Genomic DNA, 15,867 nt, shown 5'->3' with positions numbered 1-15,867 from the left:
TTAACCTGATAGACATCAGATGCATGCCGGGCCATTTGCCCGTGCATGCGTCCTCAAGGTGGTGAAAACGAGTGGCTAAAGGAATACGTGAGATTCGACGCAGTATCAAAAGTAAAAAGGATATGCGCCAAATCACGAAAGCGATGAAAATGGTGGCGGCTGCAAAGCTTCGCCGTAACCAGGATAAAGCTGAGGCGGCACGCCCGTATGCTGACAAGATCCAAGAAGTGATCGCAAGCATCGCGAGTGGGAACTCTGGTTCCAAACATCCAATGTTGCAAAATCGTCCGGTGAAAAAGACTGGTTATATTGTCATCACTTCCGACCGTGGACTTGCTGGGGGTTACAATGCCAACATTCTCCGTAGAGTGGTAAATACCATTAACGAGAAGCACAAGTCCAAGGATGAGTATGGTATTTTTGTGATTGGCCGCAAAGGTCGTGACTTCTTCAGCAAACGGAACTACCCTCTTTTGGAGGAAGTGACAGGTCTGCCAGCCAGCCCAGCCTTTGCTGATATCAAGAAAATTGCCGGTGCAGCAGTCCAAATGTTCGAGAACGAGCAGATTGACGAACTGTACCTGTGCTACAACAAGTTCCAAAGTGCAATTTCGCAAATACCTACCGTAAAACAATTGCTGCCATTGGAAGCTCCCGAGAGCAACAATGCGCGCGAATTGAATTACGAGTATGAGCCGTCCTCGGAAGAAGTATTGGCGGATCTGTTGCCGAAATATGCGGAAACACTGGTTTACAGTGCACTCCTCGAAGCAAAAGCTTCCGAAGAAGGTTCCCGTATGACTGCAATGGGCAGTGCGACAGACAATGCTACGGATATGATCAACCGTTTAACGTTGAGCTACAACCGTGCTCGTCAGGCAGCCATTACACAAGAGATTTCCGAGATCGTTGCAGGTGCAAACGCACAGGCTTAGTGGCAGCGAATAGCTCCCAATTTAGCTTTACAGGAGGGAAGAAGTAAGATGGCGAATGGACGCGTGGTTCAGGTAATGGGTCCGGTTGTTGACGTCGAGTTCGACCGCGGACACCTGCCTGCCATTTACAATGCGATCAAGATTCAACATAAAGCACAAAGCGCTGGTGAGCGCGACATCAACTTGACTGTTGAGGTTGCTACTCATTTGGGCGATAACTTGGTTCGTACCGTTGCGATGTCTTCCACTGACGGTTTGGTTCGTGGTATGGAAGCAGTTGATACTGGTGCAGCTATCTCCGTTCCAGTGGGTGCAATTACCCTCGGACGCGTATTCAACGTATTGGGTGAGCCGATCGACCTGCAAGAACTCGGTCAAGTAGATCGTCGTGACCCAATTCACCGTAAAGCTCCTGAGTTCGTAGACCAAGCAACGACTGTTGAGATCCTGGAAACAGGTATCAAAGTTATTGACCTCTTGGCTCCGTACATCAAGGGTGGTAAGATCGGTCTGTTTGGTGGTGCGGGTGTAGGTAAAACCGTTACTATTCAAGAGCTGATCAACAACATCGCGCAAGAGCACGGTGGTATTTCCGTATTCGCTGGTGTAGGTGAGCGTACCCGTGAAGGTAACGACCTGTACCACGAGATGAAAGACGCAGGCGTACTGCCGAAAACCGCGATGGTATTCGGTCAGATGAACGAACCGCCTGGTGCACGTCTTCGTGTAGCGTTGACTGGTCTGACTATGGCGGAATACTTCCGTGATGAAGAAGGCCGCGACGTTCTTCTCTTTGTTGATAACATCTTCCGCTTTACTCAAGCGGGTTCCGAAGTTTCTGCTCTCTTGGGCCGTATGCCATCTGCGGTAGGTTACCAGCCAACACTGGCTACCGAAATGGGTCAGCTGCAAGAGCGTATTACTTCCACGAAAAAAGGTTCCGTAACGTCCATTCAAGCGATCTACGTACCAGCGGATGACTACACTGACCCGGCTCCTGCTACTACGTTTGCTCACTTGGACGCTACAACGAACTTGGAGCGTTCCATCGCTGAGTTGGGTATCTTCCCTGCGGTAGATCCACTCGCATCCACTTCCCGTGCTCTGGCTCCTGATGTAGTAGGACAAGAACACTATGATGTGGCTCGTAGCGTTCAAAAAATCCTGCAACGTTACAAAGAACTGCAAGATATCATCGCGATTCTCGGTATGGACGAGTTGAGCGACGACGACAAGCAAGTAGTTGGACGCGCTCGCCGCATTCAACGTTTCTTGTCCCAGTCCTTCCACGTTGCCGAGCAGTTCACTGGTAACCCAGGCCAATACGTGCCATTGAAAGAAACCGTTCGCAGCTTCAAGGAAATCCTCGAAGGTAAGCATGACCACCTGCCAGAGGGCGCGTTCCTGTACGTAGGTACAATTGAAGAAGCGGTAGAAAAAGCGAAGAAAATGGCGTAAGACACCCTGGAAAGGGGAGACGAGTAAGTGAGTAAGATGACAGTTGAAGTCGTAACTCCTGAACGAGTTGTCTACAGCGGTCAGGCTGAAATGGTGATTGCTCGCGGCTTGCAAGGGGAAATCGGTATTATGCCGAACCACGTGCCGTTGGTAACCCCGCTGAAAACAGCGCCAGTTCGGATTAAGACAGAAGGCGATAAAGAAGTAAAGATGGCTGTAAGCGGCGGCTTCATGGAAGTGCGCGGCGATAAAGTAACCATCCTTGCTGAAACGGCTGAATTGCCGGGAGACATCGATGTTGAACGCGCGAAGGCAGCGAAAGAGCGTGCTGAAAAGCGTTTGGCTGAGAAATATGCCGAGCTCGACGTCAAGCGTGCAGAACGCGCGCTGCAACGTGCGGTGGCACGTCTCGACGTAGCGAAGTAAAGCGTAAGCTTGATATCCCCGCGCCCATGTGGCTGCGGGGATTTTTCGGTTATCAGGTGATGAATGATGAGCCATGGTAATCGGGCATGATATTTCCAGTTGGTAATTGCCTAATGTTTCTGTGTATAATAGACCTAATGCCCTGCCGACGAGCTACGTTAGCATGAAAAACAGCGGGAAAAAGCGGCATTGGCTATTGGGATTAAAGGAGAGTGTAATTGATGCAAACCGTTCGCGATATCCGCCACAACCAAGATGGCGTAGTGATTCCTAGCAGCTTTGCGGCTAATGGCTGGACAAGCGTGCTATCTCATGAAATGAAAGTTCTCTTCCAGGCAATGTGCTATGTAGTAACGAAGCATGAGTCAAAAGAAGAAATGAAAAAAGCTCTGGACGAGTTCGAAGCATTGAAAGGCACATTCACCGAGCCTGTTAAAGAAGGCTTTAAGTCTGAAGAGGATTTTAAAGGCTATGTAAACCTCTTGAACAGATTCAAAGCGTTCATGAGCCGTTCCGATTATGCATATCCGACATCTCTTGACGAAGCGATTGAGCTTTTCGTGAAGTGGGGTCTGGTAATCGATAATGGAGATGCTTGGGATGTACCGGTTTATCCATTCCCAGACGCATCTGAGTTGTTCAAGCTGAGCGAAGCAGAATCTCTTGCATTGGCTCATGTTAAACTGGAAGCATTGGTACATCCGATGTTTAGCCGCCTCGTGATGAAGCTGCACGAGCAAGAAGAAAATACGTTCAGCATGTCCAAAGCAGAAATGAAGCAATTGCTGAACACCAATGATCAGATGCTGGCAGAGGTTCTGATCAAGCTGACTCCATATATGGAAGAAGCGATTGAAAATATGCTGGAGATCCCAGAAGACGATAAGATGAACTTTGCGATTGTATGGGAGCGCATTTACGAGGACTTCCTCGGACAGCAATTTTCAAACAACGTTCAATAATTAAGAGAATAAGAGGATCAGACGGATATATTCGTTTGGTCATCATACTATGCTGGAAAAACTCGGGGAGAAATCTCCGAGTTTTTTCCCTTTATATGGCACAAAAGGAAGGCTTTCGTTAGACACCCTATTGGCAATTTGCTATAATGATAAAGGTATTTTTTTCTAGCAGTATCATTTAGCGACAGCGTTCATACCTACACCTTTGATGCTGCGAGCAGTACCCTTTTGAGGGAGTCACGACTTCTTCTGGAGGACAGCGCAAGACGATTCATACCTTTCTCAAGAGCGGAGGGAACGTGGGTGAGTGACATCTATACCAACAATTATGTGATTGTCGCGATCTTTTTGATTCTTGGTGTGCTGTTGCCCGTGGCTACAGTCAGTTTTGTTGGTCCATTACTTCGTCCAAAGAAACCGACACGGGAGAAGCAAACTACTTATGAAAGCGGTAACATTCCTGTTGGTGACAGTTGGGTGCGTTTCAACGTGAAGTATTACATCTTTGCCCTCATGTTTGTGATCTTTGATGTAGAAACACTCTTTCTGTATCCGTGGGCCGTCGCTTACAAAGAACTGGGGCTCTTTGCCTTAGTCGAGATGGTCATCTTTATATCCTTGCTCATCGTAGGATTGATTTACGCGTGGAGAAAGAAGGTGCTGGAATGGAACTAGATCTGACAAGTATTGCGCCTGAATTGCAAGAGGAATTGAATCGCAACGTCATGTTCACGACATTGGAAACGGTGAAGGGATGGGTTCGCAGTAACTCGTTGTGGCCATTAACCTTTGGCTTGGCCTGTTGCGCGATCGAAATGATGGGAACGGGTGGGGCTCGTTATGACCTCGACCGGTTTGGCGTTATTTTTCGAGCATCCCCAAGACAATCTGATGTCATGATCGTAGCCGGAACCGTCACGAAAAAGATGGCCCCACTGCTGCGCAGGCTGTATGATCAAATGCCTGAACCAAAGTGGGTGATTGCCATGGGCTCCTGTGCGACAGCGGGAGGTCCGTATGTGCGCTCGTACAGCGTGGTAAAAGGTGTAGACCAGATTGTGCCTGTCGACGTATATATTCCAGGTTGTCCGCCTAACCCTGCCGCTTTGATCTACGGAATTAATAAGCTTCAAGAAAAAATCCGTTACGAAGCGAAGACTGGGAAGCAGGTGACCAATCTATGAGCGACGAGAAACGCAAGCCGACGCCGGAGGAAAAGGCAGCGGCAGCGGCTGAAGCCCGTGCCAAGGCAGAAGCTTTGCGAAAATTAAGAGAACAGGAAGCCCAGGCTTCCCAAGAGGCGAGCCAAGTGGAGCCATCACAAGAACCACAAGAGGAAGTCTCTGCTCCGGCTGCAAAACCTGTGTCTGAAATGACGCCTGAAGAAAAAGCCGCAGCCAAGAAAGCAGCAGCGGCAGAAGCGATTGCTAAGGCAAAAGCGGCGAAGGAAGCAAAAGAAGCTGCGGAAGCGGAAACTCCAGTTGCCGAGCAACAATCAGAAGCAGTTGCTACACCAGCAAAACCTGTGTCTGAAATGACACCAGAAGAAAAAGCCGCAGCCAAGAAAGCAGCTGCCGCAGAAGCACTAGCCAAGGCAAAAGCAGCGAAGGAAGCAAAGGAAGCCGCGGAAACTGGAGCCGATACAGTTGATTCAGCTCCAGATGCGGATGCCAAGGCAAAGGCAGCAGCAGCCGCAAAAGCCAAGGCTGCCGCAGCGGCCGCTGCAAAGGCAAAAGCCGCACGTGAAGCAGGCGGCGATGAATCGGGTGATGACGACGCCAAGGCAAAGGCAGCCGCTGCCGCAAAAGCCAAAGCAGCAGCCGCCGCAGCAGCGAAGGCAAAAACAGCGCAAGCGACTGGTGATGAGGCCCCGGCAGAGGAAGCGCCGAAAGCACCTTCCAAAAACCAGCCCTATCTTGATAAATACGTTTCAAGAATTTCCGAAGCATTTGGACAGGAAGTCATCGAGGCTTCGTATATTAACGAGCTGGGAAAGGAAGTTCCAACTCTCACCATTCAAAACGAACGTTGGTATCAAGTTGCCCAATATTTAAGAGATGACGAGCAATTGAGCTTTGAGTACCTGTCCGATCTTCACGGTGTCGATTATGAGGATCGCCTGGAGGTATACTACCACTTTTATTCCTACAAAAATCGCCAAAGCTTGGCAGTAAAGGTCAAAACGAGCAGAGAAGAGTCAAAAGTTGCTTCTGTAATGGACCTCTGGCATGGCGCAAATTGGAATGAAAGAGAGACTTTTGACCTTTTGGGTATTCATTTCCCGGGACATAAGGATTTACGTCGAATCCTGTTGCCGGATGATTGGGTTGGGTATCCGCTGCGCAAAGATTATGTGCAATACGACGAGGAGGTTTAGCAGATGAACCATAACATCCTCACGACTCATGTTGATACCTCTTCTGAAACAGGACTTCGTACGGAAGAGATGTTATTAAACGTAGGTCCACAGCATCCGAGTACACACGGAGTATTTCGCTTGGTAGTAAAAATCGATGGGGAAACCATTAAAGAAGCGATTCCGGTGATGGGCTACTTGCATCGAGGTACAGAGAAGCTGGCAGAAAACTTGACCTATACACAAATTATTCCTTATACAGACCGTATGGACTACGTGTCCGCCATGACCAACAACTACGTTCTCTGCCACGCAGTAGAAACGATGATGGGGTTGGAGATTCCAGAGCGAGCTCAGTTTTTGCGATTGATCGCGATGGAACTGAACCGGGTGGCTAGCCATTTGGTTTGGTGGGGAACGTTTCTTTTGGACATTGGTGCGATGGGGCCCTTCCTGTATGCATTCCGTGATCGAGAGACGATCCTGGATTTGTTTAATGAGCTATGCGGGGCGCGGATGACCTTTAACTACATGCGCGTAGGCGGAGTGAAATGGGACGCACCTCCAGGTTGGATCGACAAAGCCAAAGAATTTGTCCAGTACATGAAGAAAGAATTGAATAACTACCACCAACTGGTGACAGGGAATGAGATTTTTATCAACCGCCTCATAGGGATTGGAAAGTTCGATACAAAAACGGCATTGGATTACTCGCTATCAGGTGTCATGCTTCGCTCGACAGGTGTCAAGTGGGATCTGCGCAAGGACGAACCGTATTGCATTTACGATCGTTTTGAATTTGATGTGCCGACAGCGACTGAGGGAGATTGCATGGCGCGCTATCATCTGCGCATGGCTGAAATTGAACAATCCCTGCGAATTCTTGAGCAGGCATTGGAGCAATTTCCGAGTGAAGGCGAAGTCATGGGCAAAGTACCACGTGTGATTCGTCCGCCTGCTGGGGAGACCTATGTGCGCATCGAGTCACCGCGGGGGGAGATTGGGTGTTACATTGCCAGTCAAGGCAAGGATAAACCGTGGAGATTGAAGTTCAGACGACCTTCGTTTACCAATCTGCAAATTCTGCCTAAGCTGTTGCAGGGGGAAAACCTCTCGAACATGGTTGCCATCCTGGGCAGTATCGACATCGTGCTCGGGGAGGTTGACTGTTGATGAATACTCTCTTGCAGCAAGCACCCTCATGGGGGACTACGCTTTGGTTTATCGTAGCGGCAGTTTTACTGCTTGCAGTCGTGTTGGGATTCGTTACGTACGCCATTTACTTTGAGCGTAAAGTGATTGGGTGGATGCAGCTGCGCATCGGGCCGAATCGAGTAGGACCATTGGGACTTCTCCAGACGGTTGCGGATGTTGCCAAGCTGCTATTAAAGGAAGATATTCGTCCGCAGCACGCTGACAAAGCGTTGTTCACTCTAGCACCAATATTGGCCTATGCCCCTGCTTTCGCCGTGTTGGCGGTCATGCCTTTTTCGGACAGCATTCGTTTCGCTGATTTGGGAATAGGGCTCTTGTACTATATCGCCTTGTCTGGGATCACCGTATTAGGCGTGATCACGGCTGGCTGGGCCTCCAATAACAAGTACTCGCTGATCGGGGGTCTCCGCTCCGCTGCGCAGATGATCAGCTATGAAGTACCGCTGGTCATGTCCGTGGTGGGTATCGTCCTATTGACGGGCAGCATGAATCTCAAGGATATTGTCGAGGCGCAGCGGGATGTCTGGAATATTGTTCCGCAGTTTATCGGATTTGCTGTTTTTATCATTGCTGCTCAGGCTGAGCTGAATCGTACGCCGTTTGACTTGCCAGAAGCAGAGTCGGAGCTCGTTGGCGGTTACCACGTCGAGTACTCCGGTTTCCGTTTTGCGATGTTCATGCTGGCGGAGTATGTGTACATGTTCGGGATGGGTGCCTTGATCACGATTCTCTTTTTTGGTGGATGGTTGCCGATTCATCCATCGCTGGACTTCATTCCGGGAATCGTTTGGTTTATCCTTAAATTTTCAATTTACGTCTTCCTCCAGTTTTGGATTCGCGCCACGATGCCGCGCTTACGTGTCGATCAACTGATGTCGTTTGCCTGGAAAGTGCTGTTGCCCGTGGCATTGTTCAACATCCTGCTCACAGCTGTAGTGGTTTCTTACCAAAATGGCATGTTCTAGTAGCGACTTGATCGAAATTGTTTTCATAGCGCAGGCTTCGCCATAGGCTTGCTTCGCCAAAAGCTAGCTTTCGTCAAAAACGTGGTGCAGCCAAGTTCTCAAATCCTGAGGGGTGACACACATGCTAGGACTGGCCAAAGGCCTGGGGTATACATTTAAAAAGCTCACGGAGAAAAAAGTAACCCACTTCTATCCGGATGTGCCCTTTCCAATGCCGCCTCGCTTTCGCGGTATTCAGCACTTTTCTCCTGAAAAATGCATCGTCTGCAACCAATGCGCACGCATTTGTCCGACGGAGTGTATTCAACTGACAGGGAAGCCCCATCCTGATCCGGAGAAAAAGGGAAAGATTATCGATACGTATGATATCAATTTTGAGTTGTGCATTTTATGCGATCTGTGTACAGAGGTTTGTCCCACTGAAGCGATTGTGATGACAAACAACTTCGAACTGGCTGCCTATAGCCGGGACGAATTGTACAAGAACTTGAAATGGCTGGACGACAACAATACGAACGTCAGGGAGGAGAATTAGTATGACAGGCGAATTCGTAGCCTTTTTTATCCTGTCCCTTCTGACGATCGGTGGCGCGGTGTTTATGATCAGCTTTACGCGCGTCGTCCACATGGTCATCTCATTGGGCGTTACGTTTATCAGCATTGCAGGTCTGTTTGTTTTGCTGGGAGCGGAGTTCGTCGGGGTCGCACAAATTCTAGTTTATTCAGGGGCAATCTCCATTTTGATGCTCTTTGGAATCATGCTGACCAAGCACGATGCGAACGATGAGGGAACAGGTCGGACATGGAAAAACCGTTTTATCCTGCTCTTTGTAATGGTTCTGTTCGGACTATTATTCTGGGGTGTGCAAAATACACCGTGGCCTGCGCCACCGCCACCTGCAGATGCTCCTGTAAACAATGCAAAAGAAATCGGTATCGAAGTATTCACCAAATTCGTCATACCATTTGAGCTGTTGTCTGTTCTATTGTTGGTCGCGTTGGTCGGTGCGATCGTCATGGCGAAAAAGGAGGGGGATAACGAATGACAGTAAGCATTTCCTCCTACTTAATGGTCGCTCTGATTCTCTTTTGTGTAGGTTTGTACGGTGCATTGACGAAGCGAAATGCAGTCGTCGTCTTGTTATCAATCGAGCTGATGCTGAATGCTGTAAATATTAACCTGGTCGCCTTTTCCAAATTCGGACTGTATCCATCCGTGACGGGACAAATCTTTACCTTGTTCACGATGACGGTTGCAGCTGCCGAGGTTGCCGTAGGGCTAGCGATTCTGATTGCGCTGTATCGCAACAAGGAGACCGTGAATGTTGATGAAATGGACCAAATGAAACGATAAGAGGGAAACCTGAAAAGGAGGACAAAGATGGATACTCTAATGCAATATGCCTGGCTGATCCCTCTGTTTCCGCTTCTTGCTTTCATCGTGATCGTCTCATTTGGTCGCCAATTGAAAGAAGGAGCGGCCATAGTGGGCATTACCCTGACGGCTGTTTCTTTTGGAATCGCAGTGCTCATCTTCTGGGAGAGATTCCAGGGTGGGGGAACCGATTACCATTATGTGATAGATTGGCTGCATATTGGCGATATCGTGATCAACATGGGATTCGAAGTGAATCCGCTGAATGCCATGATGCTCGTCATTGTGACATTGGTCAGTCTGTTGGTCCAAATTTATTCCAAAGGCTACATGCATGGGGATGAACGCTTTCCGGTGTTCTATCAATACCTGGCGCTGTTCACGTTCTCCATGCTGGGATTAGTAATCTCGCCAAATTTGTTGCAAGTATATATTTTCTGGGAGCTGGTCGGGGTATGCTCCTTCCTGCTCGTTGGCTACTACTACTTCAAGACAGAAGCAAAAGCGGCTGCCAAAAAGGCTTTTATCGTTACCCGCATCGGGGATCTTGCTCTATTCATCGGGATATGTCTGTTGTTCTGGTGGACCGGAAGTTTCGAGTACGGGGCGATTTTTGAGAGTATCGCACTCGGACGACTGGAACCATGGATGATTACACTCACGGCGATCCTCATTTTCGTTGGGGCCATGGGAAAATCAGGTCAATTTCCACTTCATACGTGGTTACCTGATGCCATGGAAGGTCCAACACCTGTGTCTGCATTAATTCACGCGGCAACGATGGTCGCGGCTGGTGTTTATTTGGTCGCTGCTACCTATCCGCTGTTTATCGCATCGGATACGGCTTTGACAGTTGTGGCGTATGTAGGAGGATTCACCGCCATATTTGCAGCTTCCATCGGTCTGACTCAACGGGATATCAAGCGTGTCTTGGCTTATTCCACAGTCAGTCAGCTCGGGTACATGATGCTGGCATTGGGTGTAGCTGGTGCTGCTGGTTATGTAGCAGGTTCCTTTCATTTGATGACGCACGCCTTTTTCAAAGCACTGCTCTTCCTTGGAGCAGGTAGTGTCATCCATGCCGTACATACGCAGGATGTATTCGAAATGGGTGGCTTGTGGAAAAAGATGCCGATTACCGCTTTGACTTTCTTGATCGGTTGCTTGGCGATTGCGGGGATCTTTCCGTTCGCTGGTTTCTGGTCGAAAGAAGCGATTCTGGGAGCTGTTTACGGAGCGCATCGCTACGATTTGCTGTTCATCGCGCTGCTAGCAGCATTCTTTACCGCATTCTATATGTTCCGTCTGTTCTTCCTGACATTCGCAGGGAAGGCACGTGGCAAGCACGAGGCGCACGAATCTCCAAGTGTCATGACAGGTCCGCTCTTGGTCTTGGCATTGCTTGCGGTTGTCGCGGGCTTTGTGAATACACCGTACGCGCCATTACTCTCTGATTGGTTGTTATCAACGAACACAGGGACGGCAATCACTAGCATTTTTGGGGAAGGCAGTGAGCATGCACCATCTTGGTTACAGATTGTGGCACTGTTGATCTCCATTCTTGGAGTCGTGCTGGCGTACCTGATGTACGGCAAGAAATCAATCTCCTCGGACACTATTCCAAAAACAATGCCGTGGCTCTATCAGCTCTCATACAAGAAGTACTACATCGATGAGCTGTATCACAACGTCATTGTTCGTCCATTAGGCTGGCTTGGATTTGTCCTGGATGTATTTGATAAGTATATTGTGGATGGTTTGGTTGGATTGACAGCAAAAATCACCCAAGGAATCGGATCTTTGCACGCAAGAGTACAAAGTGGGCAGATTCAGTCCTATGGGGCAATGGTCATATTCGGTCTGTTACTCTTGATCATCGCCATTAGTTTGACGGCTAGGGGAGGTGGACTCTTTGGGTAATATCCTTTTGTCATCACTGGTGTTCTCTCCGCTGCTGGCGATTCTCGTCATGGCCTTTATCCCCAGTCGACATGCAGGTGTGATCAAGCAGGTCGGGATTTTTGGAACGTTGCCGGCACTTATCTTGGCAGGTTGGATGTTCGGCATGTTTGATTACGAGACAGCTAATCTGCAGTTCGTAGAAAAGCACAATTGGATTTCGATTCCGATTGGAATGGCTCAGGCAGGTACCGTCTTTGCTTTTGAGATCAACTATGAACTCGGTGTGGATGGTATTTCGATGCCATTGATTTTGCTGACGGCGATTATCGGTACCCTCGCAGCAATTGCTTCGTGGCAGATCAAGAAGAGGCAGAAGGAGTATTTTATCCTGTTTCACCTGTTGTTGATCGGCATGTTGGGAGTCTTTGCTGCAGACAATCTGTTTCTGTTCTTCATTTTCTTCGAGCTGACACTCGTACCGATGTACTTCCTCATCGGGATTTGGGGATATGGGGAGCGCGAACAAGCAGCGAATAAATTCCTTTTGTATAACGGAATCGGTTCAGGGATTATGCTGCTGGCTTTCATCGTGATCTTTGTCATCATGCGGACGCTCAATATGGATGAAATCACGGCGATCCTGACGACACCAGGGCATCCGATAACCGAAATCCTTACGCCAGAAATGCGTTTTGGCATCTTCCTAGCGCTATTTATCGCTTTTGCGATCAAGCTGCCCGTATTTCCGTTCCACACGTGGATGCTACGCGTACACGTACAGGCTCCACCTTCTATCGTCATGATTCACTCCGGTATTTTGCTGAAGATGGGGGCATACGGTCTTTTGCGGATGGGAATCGGCTTCTTCCCAGAGCAGGCCTATGATTTCTCTACGTGGATGGCAGTTTTGGGGATTATCAACATTTTGTATGGAGCTGTGCTGGCCTTCGTACAAAAGGATTTAAAAATGGTGCTGGCTTACTCCAGTATCAGCCATATGGGTATCGTCTTGCTCGGTTTCGCATCGATGAACACGATCGGGTTTCAGGGAGCGATGTTCCAGGTGGTATCCCACGGCTTTATCTCAGCACTGCTCTTCTTCTTGATCGGTGTCATTTGGGATCGGACGCAGACATCGATGCTCGACGATTTGGGCGGTTTAGCCAAGTCCATGCCGTTTGTCAGCGGTGTGTTGTTGGCAGGCGGGATGGCTTCACTCGGACTTCCGGGCATGTCCGGATTCATTAGTGAGTTCTTTGCCTTCCTCGGTCTGTTTGGTCGTTTGCCAGTAATGGCAGCAGTGGGAGCGATTGGGATTGTCCTCACCGCAGTTTATTTACTCAGAGCGATCTTGAAAACGACTTTTGGCCCTACTCCAGGTAGATGTACAGGACTTGCTGATGCACAGCCGATGGAAGTCATTCCGATGGTAGTCCTATTGGGATGTATTATTCTCATTGGGGTTTATCCAGCAGTTCTGGGGAATCCGATGCAGCAGGCACTGAAAACGATCGTACCTATCGTAACGGGAATAGGAGGGTAATCCATGGAGGTTAAAGATATTTTCTCATATGACTGGAGCTACCTTCTGCCCGAGTTTATCATTCTGGGCTTTGCTACCTTTCTATCACTGCTGGATCTTTTTGCGGGCAAACGCCTAGGCAAGCAGGTCATTGGTTGGCTATCCTTCCTGGCAACGGTCATAGCGGCGATCTTTGTGATCATCAATATGAGTGCTCTCGATAAGCCATACAGCTACATGATCGACATGATCCGAATTGATGATTACGGCAATGCGTTCAAGCTGATTTTCCTGGCAGGTACAGCTTTTGCCATTCTCATTTCGCTGTCCTATCTGAAATCAGGGGAAATCCAGCACAGAGGCGAGTATTACTATTTGCTGCTGACCGGGCTTCTCGGGGCTATGGTCATGGCTTCGTCGGCTGACTTGATTACCTTGTTTGTGGGACTTGAGCTATTGTCTCTCTCGTCCTATGTACTGGTCGGATTGCGAAAAAAATCGCGGCTTTCTAACGAGTCGGCGTTCAAATACGTCGTTTCGGGAAGTATTGCCACGGCTGTGCTCCTGTTTGGGATGTCGTACGTGTACGGTCTCACGGGAACCACACATATTTATGAAATCTCATTCCGATTGGCAGAAGCGGGAATGGCGGGCTATCAGTTCCTCGTCTATACGGCGTTTGCGTTTCTCGCAGTAGGTCTTGCATTCAAAATATCTGCAGCGCCTAACCACATGTGGGCGCCAGATGTCTATCAAGGTGCTCCTACCCCGGTCACTGCTTTCCTGGCAGTTGTGTCAAAAGCAGCAGGGTTCGCGCTGATTTTTCGAGTAATGATGATCTCGTTTTTCAACGTTTCCAATGGAACGGGATCAGGACGGTTCTTTTTCGAAGAGGGAAGCCTCTATCTAGGGATAATGGCAGCGGCCTCGATGATTATCGGGAATACGATGGCGCTCAGGCAGACAAACGTCAAGCGTATGATGGCTTATTCAGGCATTGCACAAGCGGGCTATTTGCTCGTGCCGTTTGTACCACCGACCTCTCTCTTTTTCAGCGAAGTGATCTTCTATCTGTTCGGTTACTTGCTGGTTAGCTTTGGTGCTTTCGCTGTGATTATGGTTGTATCTCGTGAGCAAGAGACAGAGGATTTGAAAGGATTCGCCGGATTGTATCATCGCTCACCAGTTATGGCGGTTGCGATGAGCATCTTCCTCTTGTCCTTGGCAGGTATCCCGATTACGGTTGGCTTCTTCGGGAAGTTCTATCTGTTCATGGGTACATTAGTGGTAGAAAACTACTGGCTGGCGGCGATTATGATCATCACCAGCGTCATTTCCTACTACTACTACTTTGGGATTATTCGTCAGATGTACATGCGTCCTGGGACAACCGAAGCACCAATGGTCGTGCCAAAAGGCATTTGGACGTTTATTCTCATCATGGCAATTGCTACCGTATTCTTCGGTGCTTTCCCGGGTCTGGTCACCGACTATATCCAAATTCATTTCAATCCGTCCTTTGATTTTGGGAACATGCTCTCTCCCAGCTCTCAGTGATACTCGTAACTGAATAGCACTTCAGGTACAATAGAAGGGATGGCTCGTAATCGGGCCGTCCCTTTTTCTATGATTCTCGGATAGGCAATGAGGAGGTAACGAGCATGCCACAAGAAGTATATGGCTTGTTGAGTATCGTTTTATCGATTGCGTTTATTGGGCTCGCTTGGTGGGCGTTGCAATCCTTTCGCTTTGATAAGATTTTGAAAAAACCAAATGGCGTTCAGGCGAAGCTGTTGCAAATTTTTCTTTCCATTGTGATTGGATATGAACTATCCCGCTTTTTCCTTGATTACTTGGGCTGGTCCCTGACATTCGGGAATTTGTTCAACTAAATACGAGAAAGACGACGATTCGCTGGTATATCCACCCAGCTACATGTACAAAATGAGAAGTACAAAGAGATACATGTAAGCATAGGGAGAGGATATCAATGGGGAAATGGTCTGGTTGGTGCGTGCTGGCTCTATTGCTCGTGATGGGGGCCGTGTATTGGATGCCTGCACAAGCAAAGGAAGAAAAGCCGGTTGTGACAGAAATGATGAAAGTACTAGAAGATACGGGCGCAACGGGTGTATCGGTTCAGGTACGTATGCGTACGGCGATGGGAGAAGGCCTGCGTTCTGAACAAGTAAAAGAGTTGGCGACGAAATGGGCACAACAACTTGAGATTCCGTTTTCCCCAAGCGAACAATCGCGTAAGCACAACATACTTGCATATAGGACTACATACACACAAAACGGCGTGGATCTGAGCTACGAGGTGACAGCAGTTCCTAAAAATGGAGCATTTTCTGTATATCTAGTACTTCAGTTATCTGGAAACCGTGATTCCCTACTATATATTGGACAAGTACAGGAAACCTTCACGAATGCCCTGCAAAGCGCCGACTTTATTCCGCAAATTAGCACTTGTATTCGCGGATTGTACAATGTTAAGATGGGTGTTGACCAACAGGAGGGTAAAATATTGTCGATTTTTGGTACTCTCCAGGCGACAGAATTAGAACGTTTGCAAGATGAGACGGTTGTCAGCATTTCAGGGTATACCCCTATGTGGGAATCATTCATCGCGTTAAACGGTCAAAAGATGAATCTACAGGTGGCTACGCATCGTGACAGCCATTTTGGAACATGGATTACTGTAGGTACACCAATCATCACTGTGGAATATTAGCACGCGGAGGGGTACAC

Annotated in this window: 17 protein-coding genes; all 17 read left to right on the top strand. The window is 48.6% G+C overall.

Annotated features, from left to right (window positions below; all coding sequences use genetic code 11):
• Positions 1-71 precede the first annotated feature (71 nt).
• The 17 genes from atpG (at position 72) to C7R92_RS26285 (ending at position 15,850) form a co-directional block, all read left to right on the top strand.
• Complete coding sequence (gene atpG, locus C7R92_RS26365) at positions 72-935, top strand: ATP synthase F1 subunit gamma (protein ID WP_069850991.1); 864 nt, start codon at positions 72-74, stop codon at positions 933-935.
• A 48-nt stretch (positions 936-983) separates the two neighbouring features.
• Positions 984-2,393, top strand: a complete 1,410-nt coding sequence (atpD, locus tag C7R92_RS26360) for a F0F1 ATP synthase subunit beta (protein ID WP_007725462.1) — start codon at positions 984-986, stop codon at positions 2,391-2,393.
• A 27-nt stretch (positions 2,394-2,420) separates the two neighbouring features.
• Positions 2,421-2,819, top strand: coding sequence for a F0F1 ATP synthase subunit epsilon (locus C7R92_RS26355; RefSeq protein ID WP_106836182.1), 399 nt, complete (start codon positions 2,421-2,423; stop codon positions 2,817-2,819).
• Positions 2,820-3,040: 221 nt separating this feature from the next.
• A complete protein-coding gene (locus C7R92_RS26350) occupies positions 3,041-3,781 on the top strand; it encodes a DUF6042 family protein (RefSeq protein WP_017252348.1) in 741 nt (246 codons plus the stop codon).
• A 303-nt stretch (positions 3,782-4,084) separates the two neighbouring features.
• A complete protein-coding gene (locus tag C7R92_RS26345) occupies positions 4,085-4,456 on the top strand; it encodes an NADH-quinone oxidoreductase subunit A (protein WP_007725457.1) in 372 nt (123 codons plus the stop codon).
• Positions 4,447-4,965, top strand: a complete 519-nt coding sequence (locus C7R92_RS26340) for a NuoB/complex I 20 kDa subunit family protein (RefSeq protein ID WP_007725455.1) — start codon at positions 4,447-4,449, stop codon at positions 4,963-4,965. Before C7R92_RS26345 ends, C7R92_RS26340 begins: the two co-directional genes overlap by 10 nt.
• Positions 4,962-6,158, top strand: coding sequence for an NADH-quinone oxidoreductase subunit C (locus C7R92_RS26335; RefSeq protein WP_106836181.1), 1,197 nt, complete (start codon positions 4,962-4,964; stop codon positions 6,156-6,158). Before C7R92_RS26340 ends, C7R92_RS26335 begins: the two co-directional genes overlap by 4 nt.
• Positions 6,159-6,161: 3 nt before the next feature.
• Positions 6,162-7,310, top strand: coding sequence for an NADH-quinone oxidoreductase subunit D (locus tag C7R92_RS26330; protein ID WP_017252346.1), 1,149 nt, complete (start codon positions 6,162-6,164; stop codon positions 7,308-7,310).
• Positions 7,307-8,317: an NADH-quinone oxidoreductase subunit NuoH gene (nuoH, locus tag C7R92_RS26325; protein WP_170831628.1), complete on the top strand. Its 1,011-nt coding sequence runs from the start codon at positions 7,307-7,309 to the stop codon at positions 8,315-8,317. The genes C7R92_RS26330 and nuoH overlap by 4 nt, the downstream gene beginning before the upstream one ends.
• 121 nt (positions 8,318-8,438) lie before the next feature.
• Positions 8,439-8,852 carry an NADH-quinone oxidoreductase subunit NuoI gene (gene nuoI, locus C7R92_RS26320; protein ID WP_007722093.1) on the top strand — a complete coding sequence of 138 codons (414 nt, stop codon included), beginning with the start codon at positions 8,439-8,441 and terminating at the stop codon, positions 8,850-8,852.
• 1 nt (position 8,853) lies between these two features.
• A complete protein-coding gene (locus C7R92_RS26315) occupies positions 8,854-9,363 on the top strand; it encodes an NADH-quinone oxidoreductase subunit J (RefSeq protein ID WP_106836180.1) in 510 nt (169 codons plus the stop codon).
• On the top strand, positions 9,360-9,671 hold the full coding sequence (gene nuoK / locus C7R92_RS26310) for an NADH-quinone oxidoreductase subunit NuoK (RefSeq protein ID WP_007722089.1): 312 nt from the start codon (positions 9,360-9,362) through the stop codon (positions 9,669-9,671). Before C7R92_RS26315 ends, nuoK begins: the two co-directional genes overlap by 4 nt.
• Positions 9,672-9,698: 27 nt before the next feature.
• A complete protein-coding gene (gene nuoL / locus C7R92_RS26305; RefSeq protein ID WP_069850984.1) occupies positions 9,699-11,612 on the top strand; it encodes an NADH-quinone oxidoreductase subunit L in 1,914 nt (637 codons plus the stop codon).
• A complete protein-coding gene (locus C7R92_RS26300) occupies positions 11,605-13,137 on the top strand; it encodes a complex I subunit 4 family protein (RefSeq protein ID WP_017252342.1) in 1,533 nt (510 codons plus the stop codon). The genes nuoL and C7R92_RS26300 overlap by 8 nt, the downstream gene beginning before the upstream one ends.
• 3 nt (positions 13,138-13,140) lie before the next feature.
• Entirely contained in the window at positions 13,141-14,673 is a 1,533-nt protein-coding gene (gene nuoN / locus C7R92_RS26295; RefSeq protein ID WP_106836179.1) for an NADH-quinone oxidoreductase subunit NuoN, read from the top strand.
• Positions 14,674-14,777: 104 nt separating this feature from the next.
• Positions 14,778-15,008: a DUF1146 family protein gene (locus tag C7R92_RS26290; RefSeq protein ID WP_017252340.1), complete on the top strand. Its 231-nt coding sequence runs from the start codon at positions 14,778-14,780 to the stop codon at positions 15,006-15,008.
• A gap of 98 nt (positions 15,009-15,106) precedes the next feature.
• The gene (locus C7R92_RS26285) at positions 15,107-15,850 is read left to right on the top strand and encodes a YwmB family TATA-box binding protein (RefSeq protein WP_106836178.1); all 744 of its coding nucleotides are present in this window, start codon (positions 15,107-15,109) and stop codon (positions 15,848-15,850) included.
• The last annotated feature ends 17 nt before the right edge of the window (positions 15,851-15,867 follow it).

Source organism: Brevibacillus porteri, assembly GCF_003013475.1.
Taxonomy (GTDB): Bacteria; Bacillota; Bacilli; order Brevibacillales; family Brevibacillaceae; genus Brevibacillus; species Brevibacillus porteri.
Note: the sequence above shows the minus strand (reverse complement) of the source record. Positions and strands in the feature narration are given on the sequence as shown.

Excerpts from the sequence above, each read along its gene's own strand:
- C7R92_RS26290 (WP_017252340.1), top strand. The coding sequence starts at position 14,778 with ATGCCACAAGAAGTATATGGCTTGTTGAGTATCGTTTTATCGATTGCG.
- nuoN (WP_106836179.1), top strand. The coding sequence starts at position 13,141 with ATGGAGGTTAAAGATATTTTCTCATATGACTGGAGCTACCTTCTGCCC.
- nuoI (WP_007722093.1), top strand. The coding sequence starts at position 8,439 with ATGCTAGGACTGGCCAAAGGCCTGGGGTATACATTTAAAAAGCTCACG.
- C7R92_RS26285 (WP_106836178.1), top strand. The coding sequence starts at position 15,107 with ATGGGGAAATGGTCTGGTTGGTGCGTGCTGGCTCTATTGCTCGTGATG.
- atpD (WP_007725462.1), top strand. The coding sequence starts at position 984 with ATGGCGAATGGACGCGTGGTTCAGGTAATGGGTCCGGTTGTTGACGTC.
- C7R92_RS26330 (WP_017252346.1), top strand. The coding sequence starts at position 6,162 with ATGAACCATAACATCCTCACGACTCATGTTGATACCTCTTCTGAAACA.
- C7R92_RS26335 (WP_106836181.1), top strand. The coding sequence starts at position 4,962 with ATGAGCGACGAGAAACGCAAGCCGACGCCGGAGGAAAAGGCAGCGGCA.
- nuoK (WP_007722089.1), top strand. The coding sequence starts at position 9,360 with ATGACAGTAAGCATTTCCTCCTACTTAATGGTCGCTCTGATTCTCTTT.
- C7R92_RS26350 (WP_017252348.1), top strand. The coding sequence starts at position 3,041 with ATGCAAACCGTTCGCGATATCCGCCACAACCAAGATGGCGTAGTGATT.
- C7R92_RS26315 (WP_106836180.1), top strand. The coding sequence starts at position 8,854 with ATGACAGGCGAATTCGTAGCCTTTTTTATCCTGTCCCTTCTGACGATC.
- C7R92_RS26340 (WP_007725455.1), top strand. The coding sequence starts at position 4,447 with ATGGAACTAGATCTGACAAGTATTGCGCCTGAATTGCAAGAGGAATTG.
- nuoL (WP_069850984.1), top strand. The coding sequence starts at position 9,699 with ATGGATACTCTAATGCAATATGCCTGGCTGATCCCTCTGTTTCCGCTT.